The sequence below is a fragment of the Pseudomonas sp. FP603 genome, assembly GCF_030687415.1.
In the GTDB taxonomy this organism is placed as follows: domain Bacteria; phylum Pseudomonadota; class Gammaproteobacteria; order Pseudomonadales; family Pseudomonadaceae; genus Aquipseudomonas; species Aquipseudomonas wuhanensis.
In genome coordinates this window covers 759,422-773,810 of sequence record NZ_CP117431.1, presented here as the reverse complement: position 1 = coordinate 773,810, position 14,389 = coordinate 759,422, and the positions used below count along the sequence as shown (strand labels likewise).

The following is a 14,389-nucleotide window of genomic DNA, read 5'->3' as shown; positions in this document are numbered from 1 at the left end:
CCCGCTCCCACAGGGATCACACTGAACCTGTGGGAGCGGGCTTGCCCGCGATGAATGCGCCTCGGTCTTAGTGGTCAGGCGCGATCAACTGGCACAACTTGGCAGTCGCCTCGATCATCTGCCCACTCGGCCGCTCCAGGCCTTTATCGGTCACCAGCAGCAATTGCCCCTGCACCACCGCCGTCACCTGTGGCCAGGCTTTCCACGCATCGAGCTGCGCCTGATCACTGGCCAGGATCACCTCGGGATTGCGCTGCAACACCGCCTCCACACTGACCTGCGGTGCAGGCTGCGTCAGGTCGGCAAACACATTGCGCGCCCCGCAAACCTGTAGCGCATCGCTGATGATCTGCCCACCGCCCACGGTGTACAGCGGCCGATCCCAGACTTGATAAAACACCCGTAACGGCTCGTCCCTTCGATAGCGCTGGCGCAGGGAATCGAGTTGCTGACGCAGATTTTCGGCCAATGAAACGCCACGTTCCGCTCTGCCGAGTTGCGCAGCGATCACTTCAATCTGGGCGGCAAGTTGTTCGAGGTTGTGAGGTTCGGCGACATAGGTGGGAATGTTCAGCCGTTTGAGCTGCTCACGCTGCGCCGGCCCCACACTGCCCGGCCACAGCAGCAATAGATCGGGCTTGAGGCTGAGCAGTCGCTCCATGTCCAACTGGCCGTAGCTGCCAACGGAAGGAATGTCTTTGAGTTCAGCGGGACGTTCGCCAGCATCCAGCACACCGACCAGAAGGTCAGCCGAGCTCAGCTCAACGACGATTTCAGAAAGCGACGGTGCCAGACTGACAACCCGCTCAACCGCAGTGGCCGAGCCGCTGACGGCCAATAGCAACACCGCCAGCCAGATGCTGCGCATCAGCCGAGTTGTCGCGGGATACGGTAGAGGTAGAACAGCACCGTAGTCGACAGTGCCAGCAGCACCAGCGGTACGGCTTCAAGACCGACGAATACCGCCAGCGCACCGATCCAGGCGGGCAGGCCGGCGACCAGAAACGCGGCACGGCGTTTCGCGGCCAGGGCGATCCAGGCGTCGGGTTCTTCAGGGGTGTCGAGAGCTTTCTGGGTGGCGATCAGCGCGTGCTTGTAGCCGCCAAAGAATTTCAGGCTGACAAACATCGAGGCCACACCGGCGATGAACAATGGCATCGCCAGCACCGGCAGAATCGCCTCGCTTTGGCCGAATACGCCGTTGATCACGAACAGCGGCACCAAGGCCAGCACCAGGTATTGCCACCAGTTGACGGACAGTCGCCGCCGCACCTGACCGCGAGTCACGCCCGGTCAACCTCGCCCTGATGTTCATTGCCCATCATATGGTCGAGCTTGCTGGCCTTGGTCGCCAGATAGAGCTTGTTGTGCGGGTTGTGACCAGTGTGCAACGGCACGCGCTCGGCCACCACGATGCCCATGTCGGTCAAGGCTTTGACCTTGCGTGGGTTGTTGGTCATCAGACGCAGGGACTTCACGCCCAGGTGCTCCAGCATCGGCAGGCACATGGCGTAGTCGCGCTGGTCGGCGGCGAAACCCAGACGTTCGTTTGCTTCAACGGTGTCGGCACCGCCGTCCTGCAATTCATAGGCGCGGATCTTGTTCAACAAGCCAATGCCGCGACCTTCCTGACGCAAGTAGAGCAACACGCCACGGCCTTCACGGGCGATTGCCTGCAGGGCTGCCTCGAGTTGCGAACCGCAGTCGCAACGCTGGCTGAACAAGGCATCGCCGGTCAGGCATTCGGAGTGCAACCGGCCGAGTACCGGAGCACCGTCGGCGAACTCACCCAGGCTCAATACTACGTGCTCGCGCCCGTTCTCTTCATCGAGAAAGCCATGCATGGTGAATTGCGCAAAAGGCGTTGGCAGCTTGGAAGCGGCGACAAAAACGACAGGCACCGGTGTGCTCCTGATCTATAAGTACTGAAGATTCGCAGAGGCGGCATTGTAACAGCACGTTCCTGCAGACGCTTAGGCTGAATTATGGGGCATAACGATCAAAATGTTTGATCAAGAGGCCAAGCCAACGACCCTTGTGGGAGCGGGCTTGCTCGCGAAAGCGGACTCACATTCAACATATGAGTAGCCTGATATATCGCTTTCGCGAGCAAGCCCGCTCCCACATTGACCGTATTCAGTCTGTGCCAAACGGGTACGGCTGTTTCCACTTTGCGAAAATCGGTTTCAGCTGGCCATTTTTGACCAGCACTTCCATGCGCTGATCGAACAGCGCCATCAACTTGCGAGCTCCTGGTGTATCGGCGAAGCACAGGTACAGTGGCAGGTCCGCGATGTGCGTGCGGCGAAACTGCGACGGGTCCTTGGCTCGATTAACGATGTAATCGACTTCGGTCAGCGCATCGATGTAGTAGTCGACGCGATTGTGGGTCAGCATCGACAGAATTCCCGTCCGCCGCACGACTTCGTTATAGCGCTGCACATTGGGCAGATAAGCCTGGTACTTGTAGCCGCGCACCCAGGCCAATCGATAGTTGCCCAGGGTTTGCAGGGTCGGCACCGGATTGCTGGCCAGACCCAGCGCATAGATCGGATCGGTATCGAAACTCCAGCGCGGATAGAGCACACCGCTGACTTCATCCCGATAGGCACCGACACAAGCGTCCACTTCGCCACGCTGTGCAAGGCCCGTGGCGCGTGTATACGGTTCGGTTCGAATATCCAGTTTGACGCCCGCCGGCTCGAACACTTCGCGCAACACGTCCCAGCCCAACCCATGGCCATCGGCGGCGGTGAAGTCTTCCCAGGCTTCACTGGCGAGGTGAATCACGGGCGGCATTGTCGGTGCGTCCCCCGCTTGGGCGAACGAGCAGAACACTGCGAAAACCATCAGCAGCAACCCGCGTCGCGCCATCCCCGGTTCTCTCACTGGACGCTTCAGACGAAAAACCACACCAGCGCTTGCATCGCCAACCACGCAAATACGCCCGCCAGCACGTCGTCGAGCATGATCCCGACACCACCGTGCACATGCCGGTCGATCCAGTGAATCGGCCACGGCTTGAGGATGTCGAAGAAGCGGAACATCAGGAACCCCGCCAGCAACCAGTACCAGCCTTCCGGCACCAGCCACAGGGTGATCCACATCCCGACCATTTCGTCCCAGACGATGCCTTCGTGGTCATGTACGCGCAAATCGTCGGCGACCTTGCCGCACAGCCAGAAGCCGAAGAGCATGGTGATGCCGAGCATCAGCCAGTAGCCCCAGTCGGGCAGCATCTGCCACAACGGAATAAAGGGTAACGCCACTAACGAACCCCAGGTGCCCGGCGCTTTTGGCAGGGTGCCCGAGCCGAAGCCGAACGCCAGGAAATGCCACGGATTGCGCCAGACCGACGGCGGTACGAACTGCGCCGGGACCTGTTTGGGATGATCTGTCACGGTGTCTCCCGAAAATGTTGGTAACCCCGGACTGGCGGGGTGATGTCGTGTCCGTCGGCGTCCAGCAGTGTCACGCCCTGCCCTGCTACGACCCGCCCAAGCACATGGATCGGCCAGCCGTCCGCCAGCAACGATGGCAACTCGGCGGGCGGCAAGGTGAAGGCCAGCACGTAATCGTCACCGCCGCTCAGGGCGGCTTGCTCAGCGTCGGACTGGCCGAGGAAGGCCAGCAGCGCCTTCGACAACGGCAGCTTACTGCGCTCCACCTGAACCCCGACTTTCGACGCCAGGGCAATGTGTCCGCAGTCGGCGAGCAGGCCGTCGGAGATATCCAGCGCCGCAGTGGCTCTGCCGCGCAACGCCATGCCCAGCCCCAGCTGCGGTTGCGGTGACCAGTAATGGGCACGCAACGGATCAGCGATGGCCGGGTCAGCCATTCGCTGGCCGAGCACCAATGGCAATGCACCCGCGCCGTTCCCCAGCTCACCGCCCACGCAGAGCAAATCACCCGGCCGTGCGCCGCTGCGGGTCAACGCCAAACCAGCCGGCACCCGACCGAATACGGTCATGGTCAGGCTCAGCGGCCCGCGGGTAGTATCGCCCCCCACCAGCGCCACACCGCAATTTTGCGCCATGAGGTTCAAACCACGGGCGAAGGCTTCCAGCCAATCGGTGGTCACCGTCGGCAAGGTCAGGGCAAGGGTAAAGGCAATGGGAGCGGCGCCCATGGCGGCCAGATCACTGACAGCCACAGCCAGCGAGCGCTGACCGAGCAGAAACGGGTCGCAGGGGTCTGCGAAATGCACACCGGCCACGAGCGTGTCGGTGGAAATCGCCAACTGCTCCCCGGGGGGAACAGCCAGCAAGGCACAGTCGTCGCCGATCCCGAGGGCAACGCCTTCGCCGCCCTGCGCACAAGGCGCGGCGGCGAAGAAATTGCGGATCAGCTCAAACTCACCCATAGCGATTACAAGCGCCGATCAGCGCTTGAACGCCTTCACTTCAGCTTCACGCAGACGCGGGGCCAGCTTGTCGAGCACACCGTTGACGAACTTGTGGCCGTCGGTGGAACCGAAGACCTTGGCCAGTTCGATACCTTCGTTGATCACAACGCGGTACGGCACATCAACGCGCTCGAGCAGCTCCCAGGTGGACAGGCGCAGAACCGCCAGTTCAACCGGGTCCAGCTCTTCGATGGTGATGTCCAGGCATGGCGCCAGTGCGGCGTCGATCCGGTCCTTCTGTGCCGGAACCCCATGCAGGATTTCACGGAAGTAGGCGCCGTCGACATCGCTGAAATCGTTATCGACCCGGAACTGCGCTTCGATCTCGTTCAGCGACTGCTTGGCCATGTGCCATTGGTACAGCGCCTGAGTCGCGAGCTGACGGGCTTCGCGACGCTTGACGCTTTTCGATGGCTTGCCGGCATCCGCAGGCTTTGGATCGCGCGGGTTGAAACGATCGCTATCGTCGCTAATCACTTGGCCTCCAACTGCGCCAGCAGGCTGACCATTTCCAGAGCGGACAGGGCAGCTTCAGCACCTTTGTTACCGGCCTTGGTGCCGGAACGTTCGATGGCTTGTTCGATGGAATCAACTGTCAGTACGCCGAAAGCGACCGGCACGCCGAACTCCATGGACACCTGGGCCAGGCCCTTGGTGCATTCGCCCGCCACGTATTCGAAGTGCGGAGTACCGCCACGAATGACTGCGCCCAGGGCGATGATTGCCGCGAACTCGCCTTTCTGAGCGACTTTTTGCGCAACCAGCGGGATTTCGAAGGCGCCAGGCGCACGGATGATGGTGATGTCGCTTTCGCTCACGCCATGGCGAACCAGGGCATCAACTGCACCGCTGACCAGGCTTTCAACGACGAAGCTGTTGAAACGGCCCACTACCAAAGCGTAGCGGCCTTTAGGGGCGATGAAGGTACCTTCGATGGTCTTCAGGGTCATTCGTTAGATCTCTTAAAGAGCCGGGACGCGTTTTCTACGCGTCCCTCAGTGATATTTGAACCGCGAATACAGCACCGGAAATTCCGCAATGATGTTCACTTGCAAATCGTTGTGGCGAGGGAGCTTGCTCCCGCTGGGCTGCGTAGCGGCCCCTCTTGTGGGCGCTGCGCACCCAAGCGGGAGCAAGCTCCCTCGCCACAGTAAATCAAACACGCCTTAAGTGAACAATGATGCCAAATCCCGGGTCATTATTCGGAGGGCACGTATTCTACAACTTCCAGATCGAAACCGGATATCGCATTAAATTTCATCGGCGCAGACATCAGGCGCATTTTACGCACGCCCAGGTCGCGAAGGATCTGCGAACCGGCACCGACGATGCTGTAGGTGGTCGGTTTTTTCACCGCGGTGTGGTCGGCGGTTTCACGGATGTGTGCCAGCAACACGTCGCCATCGAGCGGGTGACCGAGCAACAGCACCACGCCGCTGCCAGCCTCGGCAACCGCAGCCATGGCGGCGCGCAGGCTCCAGCGGCCCGGTTGCTTGACCATCAACAGGTCACGCAGCGGGTCCATGTTGTGCACCCGGACCAGCGTCGGCTCTTCGGCACACACGGTGCCCAGGGTCAGCGCCATGTGCACATCGCCTTCCACCGAATCACGATAGGTCACCAGGTTGAACTGGCCCAATTCGCTGTCCAGCGGCTGCTCGGCAATCCGCTGAACGGTACGTTCGTGGATCATCCGGTAGTGAATCAGGTCGGCGATGGTGCCGATCTTGATGTTGTGTTCGGCGGCAAACGCTTCGAGTTCAGCGCGACGGGACATGGTGCCGTCGTCGTTCATCACTTCGCAGATCACACCGCTCGGCTCGAAACCGGCCATGCGCGCCAGGTCGCAGGCTGCTTCAGTGTGGCCGGCGCGGGCCAGGGTGCCACCGGCCTGGGCCATCAGCGGGAAGATATGGCCAGGGCTGACGATGTCTTCAGCCTTGGCGTCTTTGGCGGCAGCGGCTTGCACGGTGCGCGCACGGTCGGCCGCGGAGATACCGGTGGTCACGCCTTCGGCGGCTTCGATGGACACGGTGAACTTGGTGCCGAAGCCGGAACCGTTGCGTGGCGCCATCAACGGCAGCTTGAGCAGTTCGCAGCGCTCGCGGCTCATCGGCATGCAGATCAGGCCACGGGCGTGCTTGGCCATGAAGTTGATGTGCTCAGGCTGGCAGCACTCGGCGGCCATGATCAGGTCGCCTTCGTTCTCGCGGTCTTCGTCATCCATGAGGATGACCATCTTGCCTTGGCGGATGTCTTCAACCAGTTCTTCGATGCTATTGAGCGCCACAAGGCACCCCCCTTCTTTCAAAAATTGAGGTTCAGGAATTGAGGTAGCCGTTCTCGGCCAGAAAGCTTTCGGTAATGTTGCCGGACTTTGCAGGCTCTGCGGCCTTATCGCCCAACAACAGGCGTTCCAGATAACGGGCCAGCAAGTCGACTTCCAGGTTCACCCGGCGACCAGGCTGGTACGACGCCATGATGGTTTCGCTCAGGGTGTGCGGAATGATCGTCAGCAGGAATTCGGCGCCATCGACCGCGTTCACCGTCAGGCTGGTGCCGTCGACGGTGATCGAGCCTTTATGGGCGATGTACTTGGCCAGGTCTTTCGGGGCACGGATGCGAAATTCCACGGCGCGGGCATTGTCGGTGCGGGCAACCACTTCGCCCACGCCATCGACGTGACCGCTGACCAGATGCCCGCCGAGACGGGTGGTCGGGGTCAGGGCTTTTTCCAGATTCACCGGGCTGCCGCTTTTCAAGTCATTCATCGCGGTGCAGTCGAGGGTTTCGCGACTGACGTCCGCCGCAAAGCCATTGCCCGGCAATTCAACCGCGGTCAGGCACACGCCATTGACGGCAATGCTGTCGCCCAGCTTGACGTCGCTCAGGTCGAGCTTGCCGGTTTCTACGTAAACCCGCACATCTCCGCCTTTTGGGGTCAATGCGCGAATACTGCCGATGGATTCGATGATGCCGGTAAACATGGAGTCCTCCTCGAGAACAGAGCCAGCGCTAGAGCAATGGCCGGGAATTATACGCTCGCCAATGGCACAGGAATGGCAGTGACTCGCCAGTCATCGCCAACCGCACGAATTTCGGTGATTTTGAGCTCAGGCGCATCTTTCATCTGCGCCAGTGGCCAGTCCAGTAAGGGACGGGCCGAGGAGCCGAGAAACTTGCCGGCGATGAAGATCTGGAACTCATCCACCAGTCCGAGCTGGGCAAACGCGCCAGCCAGTCGCGGGCCGGCTTCGACCAACACTTCATTGACACCACGGTTGGCGAGCTCGACCAGCAACTGATGCAGATCGACCTGGCCATCATCGCCCGGCACGATCAGGCATTCCGGGCCGTTGGCGTACTGTTCTTCCACCGCGACACACGTGGCGACCAGTGCAGGACCCGCCTTGAAGAACGGTGCATTCAGCGGCACCCGCAGGCGACCGTCGATCAGCACGCGAAGCGGCGGACGGCTCATGGCCAACGCGGTCTGCTCAGCGTCCAGACCCAACTCGTCGGCACGCACAGTTAAACGGGCGTTGTCCGCCAGCACCGTGTCGGCGCCGGTCAGCACCACGCTGGCCTGGGCGCGCAAACGCTGTACCGCCGAACGCGCCGCGGGGCCGGTGATCCACTGGCTCTCGCCGCTTTCCATCGCCGTGCGACCGTCGAGGCTCATCGCCAACTTGACCCGCACGAACGGCAAGCCATGTTCCATGCGTTTGAGGAAGCCTTGATTGAGCGTGCGCGCCTCGCCTTCCAGCACGCCGCTTTCAGTGGCGATACCGGCCTGGGCCAGACGTTGCAGACCGCGACCGGCGACTTCCGGGTTCGGGTCCTGCATCGCCGCAACGACGCGCGCCACACCGGCATTCACCAGCGCATCGGCGCAAGGCGGCGTACGGCCGTGGTGGCTGCAAGGTTCGAGGGTCACGTAAGCCGTGGCGCCCCGCGCCTTGTCGCCAGCGGCGCGCAGGGCATGGACTTCAGCATGGGGCTCGCCGGTGCGCACATGCCAGCCTTCGCCGACAATCTGCCCGTCGCGCACTACCACGCAGCCAACCCGGGGGTTGGGATGCGTCGTGTAATGACCTTTGCGCGCCAGTTCCAGGGCTCGGGCCATGTAATGCGCGTCGAGGATGGCTTGTTCGGAAGAAGTGGTCATTCTTTCACCGGCTCACGGGCGAGGCGATCGATCTCTTCGCGGAACTCGTTGAGGTCCTGGAAGCGTCGGTACACCGAAGCGAAGCGGATATAGGCGACTTCATCAAGCTTCTTCAGCTCGGCCATCACCAGTTCGCCAACCACGAGGGATTTGACCTCGCGTTCGCCGGTGGCGCGCAGCTTGTGTTTGATGTGCACCAGCGACGATTCCAGGCGCTCGACACTCACCGGGCGCTTCTCCAGCGCCCGCTGCATGCCGGCACGGAGTTTTTCTTCGTCGAACGGCTGGCGACTGCCGTCGGTTTTGATCAGGCGCGGCAACACCAGTTCAGCGGTTTCGAACGTCGTGAAACGTTCGCCGCAGGCCAGGCATTCACGCCGGCGGCGCACCTGTTCGCCCTCGGCGACCAGACGCGAGTCGATGACCTTGGTGTCGTTGGCACCGCAGAAGGGACAGTGCATGGTGGCAGGCAACAAAAAATGGGAGGGCCATGGTAGCGCATCCCCGTGGCAAGACAAGCCATAGGGTTTGCGGTATACAGACTGGCTGTCTATGGATTTCGCTTGCTGGAGCCGCCAATGTCTTTACGACCACTCATTTTGCTCAGTCTTTTCAGCCTGTTGGTGGCCTGTGGCAGCGATGCGCCCAAGCCCCAGCCGCCAACGCCCGGCCCTGCACCGCAACAGGCGCAGAAGAAAGCCAAGGCATCGGCCGAGCTCGGTCCGCTGCCGGCTTATCAACGTGAATTGAGCGGCACCCTGCAGGGCGTGCCGGCCGGCGCCGAAGTCGAACTGGCGTTGCTGGTGATCGACGAAAAGGATCGTCCGCAACTATTGCTAGCCAGTTCCAACCTGATCGGCACCAATCAAGTGTTGCCGTTTCGTCTGCGCTTCAACCCTGAATCCTTTCCGGCCGGTGCCCGCGTCGAGCTTCGCGGCCGCGCCAGCCAGTCCGGGCAGTTGATTCTGCATCTGCCGGCGCAAATGATCACACAACCAACTACCCAGGCATTGGGTCCGCTGCAATTCGTCAAAGCGCCATGATTGCACCGCTCGACCTGCAACAAGCGTTAGCTGAACTGCTCGGCGATGCACAGCTTGTAGCCTGTGAGTTACCCGGCACCGAGCTGAAACTCTGGCTGATCGACGGCGACAACATGGACCGTGCCTTCAGCCCGGAAGAAACCCGGCGGATTCTCCACGAGCCGCCGTATTGGAGTTTCTGCTGGGCCAGTGGGCTGGCCGTGGCTCGCTATCTTGCCGAACACCCGCATTGGGTCGAAGGTAAACGGGTGCTGGATTTCGGCGCCGGTTCAGGGGTCGCCGGGATTGCGGCGGTGAAAGCCGGGGCTCTGGAAGTGGTGGCCTGTGACCTGGACCCGCTGGCGATTACCGCGTGTCGGGCGAATGCCGAACTCAATGGCGTGCAACTTAGCTACTCGACAGACTTTTTCGCCGAGGCCGATCGGTTTGATCTGATTCTGGTGGCCGATGTGTTGTACGACCGGGCAAATCTGCCCTTGCTCGACGAGTTTCTCAGCCGTGGCCGGGAAGCGTTGGTGGCGGATTCGCGCGTGAGGGATTTTCGCCATCCGTTGTATCGGCGCATCGAAATGCTGGAGGCAATGACCTTGCCGGATCTGGCCGAGCCTGAAGAGTTTCGGCATGTGAGTCTTTACCACGCCACCCGGACATGATCGTTCCCACGCTCTGCGTGGGAACGATCAGTACTCTGACTTCCGGCCACCCCCCACCAAGCCTTATAGTGACCACATCCACGCTTTTACGAGATCCCCCCATGAGTCAGCAAACGCCGTACATTTTCGACGCCACGACTGCCGATTTCGACCAGTCGGTGATCGAGAACTCTTTTCACAAACCGGTGCTGGTGGATTTCTGGGCCGAATGGTGTGCGCCGTGCAAGGCCTTGATGCCGATGCTGCAAACCATCGCCGAGAGCTATCAGGGCGAGTTGCTGCTGGCCAAGGTCAATTGCGACATCGAGCAGGACATTGTTGCGCGCTTCGGCATTCGCAGCCTGCCAACGGTGGTGCTGTTCAAGGACGGTCAACCGGTGGACGGCTTTGCCGGTGCGCAACCGGAATCGGCTGTGCGCACGATGCTCGAACCCCACGTGCAAATGCCGCCGCCCGCTGCTGCCGACCCGTTCGAACAGGCTCAGGCGCTGTTTGATGATGGCCGCTACGCCGACGCCGAAGCCACGCTCAAAGTGCTGCTGGCAGAAGACAACACCAACGCCAAGGCGCTGATTCTCTACGCCCGCTGCCTCACCGAGCGCGGCGAGCTGGGTGAAGCGCAAATCGTGCTCGACGCGGTCAAGACCGATGAGCACAAGGCCGCACTGGCCGGCGCCAAGGCGCAGATCCAGTTCCTCGGTCAGGCCAGGGATTTGCCGGATGCGGCAGACCTGAAAGCCCGTCTGGCGAAAAATCCGCAGGACGATGAGGCGGTCTATCAACTGGCGATCCAGCAACTGGCCCGTCAGCAATACGACGCGGCGCTGGATGCCTTGCTGAAGCTGTTCATCCGCAATCGCAGCTACAGCGAAGGCTTGCCGCACAAGACCTTGCTGCAAGTGTTCGAACTGCTGGGCAACGATCACCCGCTGGTAACCACGTACCGTCGCAAGTTGTTTGCTGCGCTTTATTAAAATCAAAAGATCGCAGCCCGCGGCAGCGCCTACGCAGGCTTGATCCAGCTGTACAGCGGCGTATCCCCGCCGCTCACCACTTTGACGTCGGCGCAGTGGCGCAAGCGCACCAACAAGCGTTTGCCCGCCGCGGCACTGCCGGTCAGCCCTTCCAGCTGCTCCAGCAAATCCGGCCCACTCAATTGCCCGGCCTTGTGCAGCAACTCTTGGGCGATCTGCCACAGCGCATCGTCCTGATTCACCGGTTTGGCGGGCGTAGCACTCCCCTCGGGTTTTGCTGTCTGCAACTGCGCACCAAGCTGCGCCCAGTCGCCCTCATCCAGTTCCAGCGTCAAATCCACCGGCCAGTCGCCGATGCTTCCACGTATTCGCAACATTAGTCCGCTCCTGCACATACCTGACTCGCATGCTCCCATGGGTCTTGCGCAACGCCAAGCAGACGGTCAAACTCTCGGCACTTTCGTTATAAGATTACATAACAAATTTTTCATTTTACTTATCGGAGACCCGTCATGCGCCGTTTGCTGCTCGCTTTGCCGTTTGCCTTGTTGCCGCTGGCTGTCGCCCAAGCGGCTGTCGAGCATGATCACGATCATGATGAACACGGCAGCCTCAGCGCCCACGAACATGGCGTCGGTCGCCTGAACGCGGCGCTGGATGGCCAGACTCTGGAGCTGGAGCTGGAGAGCCCGGCGATGAACCTGGTGGGCTTCGAACACGCCGCCACCACCGACGCCGACAAGACCAAAGTCGCCGCCGTCCGCGCGCAGCTGGAAAAACCGCTGGCGCTGTTCAACCTGCCGAAAGCCGCCGGTTGCGTGGTCGCGACTCAGGAACTGGAAAGCCCGTTGTTCGGTGACAAACCGGATGCCGACGACCACGATGAAGATGATCACGAGGCGGCCAAGGACGGTCACGAACATCACCATGACCACAGCGAAATCCACGCCCATTACCAATTCAGCTGCTCGGCCCCAGGCGCGCTGAAGACCCTCGATCTGGCGAATATCTTCAACACATTCCCGGCCACCCAGAAAATTCAGGTACAACTGATCAGCCCGAGCGGACAGCAAGGGGTTGAAGTGACGGCCAAAACCGCCGCCCTGAAATTCTGATCCGACACCGCTCCCACAGGGTTCACCACCAACCTGACCGGTTTCACATGACCCAAGCACTCATCGAACTGTCCGACCTGGGCTTCAGTTGGCCCGGTCATCCGCCGCTGCTGGACATCCCCGCGTTTCGCCTCATGCCAGGTGAAACCCTGTTCCTCAAAGGCCCCAGCGGCAGCGGCAAGACCACCCTGCTCGGCCTGCTCGGTGGCGTGCAAAAGCCTGATCACGGCAGCATTCGCCTGCTCGGCCAGGAGCTGACCGAACTCTCCGCCGGGGCTCGCGACCACTTTCGCGTCGATCACACCGGCTACATCTTTCAGCAGTTCAACTTGCTGCCTTTTCTCTCGGTGCGCGAGAACGTTGAGCTGCCCTGCCACTTCTCCAAGCTGCGTGCCGAACGGGCGATCCAGCGCCACGGCAGCGTCGATCAAGCCGCGGCCACCCTCCTCGCCCACTTGGGCCTGATGGATGAAAACATCCTCAGCCGTCGCGCCGATTCGCTGTCCATCGGCCAGCAGCAACGGGTCGCCGCCGCGCGTGCGTTGATTGGTCAGCCGGAACTGGTGATCGCCGACGAACCGACCTCGGCGCTGGACTACGACGCCCGCGAAAACTTCATTCGCCTGCTGTTCGCCGAATGCCGCGAAGCCGGATCGAGCCTGTTGTTTGTCAGCCATGACCAGAGCCTCGCGCCGCTGTTCGATCGCCACCTGTCGCTGGCCGATCTCAATCGCGCCGCCACCCCGTCCGAGGTTTGAGATGTATTTGTTTCGTCTAGCCATGGCCAGCCTGGCTAACCGTCGCTTCACCGCGATCCTTACCGCGTTCGCCATCGCCCTGTCGGTCTGCCTGTTGCTGGCGGTGGAGCGGGTGCGCACCGAGGCCAAGGCCAGTTTCGCCAGTACCATCAGCGGCACCGACCTGATCGTCGGCGCGCGCTCCGGCTCGGTGAACCTGCTGTTGTATTCGGTGTTCCGCATCGGCAACGCCACCAATAACATCCGCTGGGACAGCTTCGAACATTTCGCCAACAACCCGAAAGTGAAGTGGGCGATCCCGATGTCCCTCGGTGATTCCCATCGCGGTTATCGGGTGATGGGTACCACCGAGGCATACTTCGAGCATTACCAGTATGGCCATCAACAACACCTGGAACTGGCCGGTGGCCGCGCCTTCGCCAGCGATCCGTTCGAAGTGGTGCTCGGTGCCGAAGTGGCCGAGGCGTTGCATTACAAACTCGACGACAAACTGGTGTTGGCCCATGGCGTGGCGGCGATCAGCCTGGTCAAGCACGACGACAAACCGTTCACCGTGGTCGGCATTCTCAAGCGCACCGGCACCCCGGTTGACCGCACGCTGCACATCAGCCTCGGCGGGATGGAAGCGATCCACATCGACTGGCACAACGGCGTGCCAGCGCGCGGTAACGGCCGAATCAGTGCCGACCAGGCGCGCAACATGGACCTGACGCCGCAAGCGATCACCGCGTTCATGCTCGGCCTCAACAGCAAGATTTCGACGTTTGCGCTGCAACGGGAGATCAACGAATTCCGTGGCGAACCGATGCTGGCGATCCTCCCGGGTGTGGCATTGCAGGAGCTGTGGAGCTTGATGAGCACGGCGGAAAAAGCCTTGTTTGTCGTCTCGCTATTCGTGGTGCTCACCGGGTTGATCGGCATGCTCACGGCGATCCTCACCAGCCTCAATGAGCGGCGCCGCGAGATGGCGATTCTGCGCTCGGTCGGCGCGCGGCCGTGGCACATCGCGACCTTGTTGGTGCTGGAAGCCTTTGCCCTGGCGTTGTCCGGAGTGACTGCCGGTGTGGCGCTGCTGTATGTGTGCATCGCTGTGGCGCAGGGGTACGTGCAGGCGAATTATGGCTTGTACTTGCCGCTGGCCTGGCCGAGCGAATATGAATGGACGCTGCTCGGTGGCATCCTGATCGCCGCGCTGCTGATGGGCAGCGTGCCGGCCTGGCGTGCTTATCGCCAATCCTTGGCCGATGGCCTGTCGATCCGCCTGTGAGGACGT

General features: G+C 61.4%; 19 protein-coding genes. 6 read left to right on the top strand and 13 right to left on the bottom strand.

The features are described 5' to 3' along the window. Window positions 1–67 precede the first annotated feature (67 nt). The 12 genes from PSH65_RS03630 to nrdR all read right to left on the bottom strand — a co-directional run bounded on the left by PSH65_RS03630 (window position 68) and on the right by nrdR (window position 9,034). Complete coding sequence (locus PSH65_RS03630; protein ID WP_305424955.1) at window positions 68–868, bottom strand: cobalamin-binding protein; 801 nt, start codon at window positions 866–868, stop codon at window positions 68–70. Next, window positions 868–1,287, bottom strand: coding sequence for an MFS transporter (locus tag PSH65_RS03625; RefSeq protein WP_305424954.1), 420 nt, complete (start codon window positions 1,285–1,287; stop codon window positions 868–870). Before PSH65_RS03625 ends, PSH65_RS03630 begins: the two co-directional genes overlap by 1 nt. Further along, window positions 1,284–1,901, bottom strand: coding sequence for a GTP cyclohydrolase II (ribA, locus tag PSH65_RS03620; RefSeq protein ID WP_007906827.1), 618 nt, complete (start codon window positions 1,899–1,901; stop codon window positions 1,284–1,286). Before ribA ends, PSH65_RS03625 begins: the two co-directional genes overlap by 4 nt. A gap of 235 nt (window positions 1,902–2,136) precedes the next feature. Next, the gene (locus PSH65_RS03615; RefSeq protein WP_305424953.1) at window positions 2,137–2,874 is read right to left on the bottom strand and encodes an ABC transporter substrate-binding protein; all 738 of its coding nucleotides are present in this window, start codon (window positions 2,872–2,874) and stop codon (window positions 2,137–2,139) included. A 23-nt stretch (window positions 2,875–2,897) separates the two neighbouring features. Next, window positions 2,898–3,401: a phosphatidylglycerophosphatase A gene (locus PSH65_RS03610; RefSeq protein WP_305424952.1), complete on the bottom strand. Its 504-nt coding sequence runs from the start codon at window positions 3,399–3,401 to the stop codon at window positions 2,898–2,900. Next, the gene (thiL, locus tag PSH65_RS03605) at window positions 3,398–4,363 is read right to left on the bottom strand and encodes a thiamine-phosphate kinase (protein ID WP_305424951.1); all 966 of its coding nucleotides are present in this window, start codon (window positions 4,361–4,363) and stop codon (window positions 3,398–3,400) included. Before thiL ends, PSH65_RS03610 begins: the two co-directional genes overlap by 4 nt. Window positions 4,364–4,381: 18 nt before the next feature. Beyond that, window positions 4,382–4,882, bottom strand: a complete 501-nt coding sequence (gene nusB, locus PSH65_RS03600) for a transcription antitermination factor NusB (protein ID WP_038981348.1) — start codon at window positions 4,880–4,882, stop codon at window positions 4,382–4,384. Continuing rightward, a complete protein-coding gene (gene ribE, locus PSH65_RS03595; RefSeq protein WP_003228649.1) occupies window positions 4,879–5,355 on the bottom strand; it encodes a 6,7-dimethyl-8-ribityllumazine synthase in 477 nt (158 codons plus the stop codon). The genes nusB and ribE overlap by 4 nt, the downstream gene beginning before the upstream one ends. A 248-nt stretch (window positions 5,356–5,603) precedes the next feature. Further along, on the bottom strand, window positions 5,604–6,695 hold the full coding sequence (gene ribBA / locus PSH65_RS03590; RefSeq protein ID WP_052967077.1) for a bifunctional 3,4-dihydroxy-2-butanone-4-phosphate synthase/GTP cyclohydrolase II: 1,092 nt from the start codon (window positions 6,693–6,695) through the stop codon (window positions 5,604–5,606). A gap of 31 nt (window positions 6,696–6,726) precedes the next feature. Next, window positions 6,727–7,392, bottom strand: coding sequence for a riboflavin synthase (locus PSH65_RS03585; protein WP_305424950.1), 666 nt, complete (start codon window positions 7,390–7,392; stop codon window positions 6,727–6,729). A 47-nt stretch (window positions 7,393–7,439) separates the two neighbouring features. Further along, the gene (gene ribD, locus PSH65_RS03580) at window positions 7,440–8,573 is read right to left on the bottom strand and encodes a bifunctional diaminohydroxyphosphoribosylaminopyrimidine deaminase/5-amino-6-(5-phosphoribosylamino)uracil reductase RibD (protein ID WP_305424948.1); all 1,134 of its coding nucleotides are present in this window, start codon (window positions 8,571–8,573) and stop codon (window positions 7,440–7,442) included. Next, window positions 8,570–9,034 (bottom strand): transcriptional regulator NrdR, encoded by a 465-nt coding sequence (gene nrdR / locus PSH65_RS03575; RefSeq protein ID WP_007906838.1) that lies wholly within the window; start codon window positions 9,032–9,034, stop codon window positions 8,570–8,572. The genes ribD and nrdR overlap by 4 nt, the downstream gene beginning before the upstream one ends. A 117-nt stretch (window positions 9,035–9,151) precedes the next feature. Here nrdR and PSH65_RS03570 point away from each other — a divergent pair, with 117 nt between their 5' ends. The 3 genes from PSH65_RS03570 (at window position 9,152) to trxA (ending at window position 11,243) form a co-directional block, all read left to right on the top strand. Next, entirely contained in the window at window positions 9,152–9,616 is a 465-nt protein-coding gene (locus PSH65_RS03570; protein ID WP_305424946.1) for a YbaY family lipoprotein, read from the top strand. Then, complete coding sequence (locus PSH65_RS03565) at window positions 9,613–10,269, top strand: methyltransferase (RefSeq protein WP_305424945.1); 657 nt, start codon at window positions 9,613–9,615, stop codon at window positions 10,267–10,269. Before PSH65_RS03570 ends, PSH65_RS03565 begins: the two co-directional genes overlap by 4 nt. A gap of 101 nt (window positions 10,270–10,370) precedes the next feature. Beyond that, complete coding sequence (trxA, locus tag PSH65_RS03560) at window positions 10,371–11,243, top strand: thioredoxin (protein ID WP_305424944.1); 873 nt, start codon at window positions 10,371–10,373, stop codon at window positions 11,241–11,243. Between the two features lie 29 nt (window positions 11,244–11,272). Here the strand turns inward: trxA and PSH65_RS03555 are convergent, their stop codons facing one another. Next, window positions 11,273–11,620 (bottom strand): hypothetical protein, encoded by a 348-nt coding sequence (locus PSH65_RS03555; protein WP_305424943.1) that lies wholly within the window; start codon window positions 11,618–11,620, stop codon window positions 11,273–11,275. A 135-nt stretch (window positions 11,621–11,755) separates the two neighbouring features. On the opposite strand from PSH65_RS03555, the gene PSH65_RS03550 reads away from it, so the two are divergent. From PSH65_RS03550 to PSH65_RS03540, 3 genes are read left to right on the top strand one after another with little or no spacing between them, the layout of a single operon-like run. Beyond that, the gene (locus PSH65_RS03550; protein WP_305424942.1) at window positions 11,756–12,358 is read left to right on the top strand and encodes a DUF2796 domain-containing protein; all 603 of its coding nucleotides are present in this window, start codon (window positions 11,756–11,758) and stop codon (window positions 12,356–12,358) included. Window positions 12,359–12,405: 47 nt separating this feature from the next. Further along, a complete protein-coding gene (locus PSH65_RS03545; protein WP_305424940.1) occupies window positions 12,406–13,116 on the top strand; it encodes an ABC transporter ATP-binding protein in 711 nt (236 codons plus the stop codon). Between the two features lies 1 nt (window position 13,117). Continuing rightward, the gene (locus PSH65_RS03540) at window positions 13,118–14,383 is read left to right on the top strand and encodes an ABC transporter permease (RefSeq protein WP_305424939.1); all 1,266 of its coding nucleotides are present in this window, start codon (window positions 13,118–13,120) and stop codon (window positions 14,381–14,383) included. The last annotated feature ends 6 nt before the right edge of the window (window positions 14,384–14,389 follow it).

Bases quoted from the DNA above. Each gene is read 5' to 3' on its own strand.
- PSH65_RS03630 (WP_305424955.1), bottom strand. From the start codon at position 868: ATGCGCAGCATCTGGCTGGCGGTGTTGCTATTGGCCGTCAGCGGCTCG.
- PSH65_RS03615 (WP_305424953.1), bottom strand. From the start codon at position 2,874: ATGGCGCGACGCGGGTTGCTGCTGATGGTTTTCGCAGTGTTCTGCTCG.
- thiL (WP_305424951.1), bottom strand. From the start codon at position 4,363: ATGGGTGAGTTTGAGCTGATCCGCAATTTCTTCGCCGCCGCGCCTTGT.
- ribE (WP_003228649.1), bottom strand. From the start codon at position 5,355: ATGACCCTGAAGACCATCGAAGGTACCTTCATCGCCCCTAAAGGCCGC.
- PSH65_RS03585 (WP_305424950.1), bottom strand. From the start codon at position 7,392: ATGTTTACCGGCATCATCGAATCCATCGGCAGTATTCGCGCATTGACC.
- ribD (WP_305424948.1), bottom strand. From the start codon at position 8,573: ATGACCACTTCTTCCGAACAAGCCATCCTCGACGCGCATTACATGGCC.
- nrdR (WP_007906838.1), bottom strand. From the start codon at position 9,034: ATGCACTGTCCCTTCTGCGGTGCCAACGACACCAAGGTCATCGACTCG.
- PSH65_RS03570 (WP_305424946.1), top strand. From the start codon at position 9,152: ATGTCTTTACGACCACTCATTTTGCTCAGTCTTTTCAGCCTGTTGGTG.
- PSH65_RS03565 (WP_305424945.1), top strand. From the start codon at position 9,613: ATGATTGCACCGCTCGACCTGCAACAAGCGTTAGCTGAACTGCTCGGC.
- trxA (WP_305424944.1), top strand. From the start codon at position 10,371: ATGAGTCAGCAAACGCCGTACATTTTCGACGCCACGACTGCCGATTTC.
- PSH65_RS03555 (WP_305424943.1), bottom strand. From the start codon at position 11,620: ATGTTGCGAATACGTGGAAGCATCGGCGACTGGCCGGTGGATTTGACG.
- PSH65_RS03550 (WP_305424942.1), top strand. From the start codon at position 11,756: ATGCGCCGTTTGCTGCTCGCTTTGCCGTTTGCCTTGTTGCCGCTGGCT.
- PSH65_RS03545 (WP_305424940.1), top strand. From the start codon at position 12,406: ATGACCCAAGCACTCATCGAACTGTCCGACCTGGGCTTCAGTTGGCCC.
- PSH65_RS03540 (WP_305424939.1), top strand. From the start codon at position 13,118: ATGTATTTGTTTCGTCTAGCCATGGCCAGCCTGGCTAACCGTCGCTTC.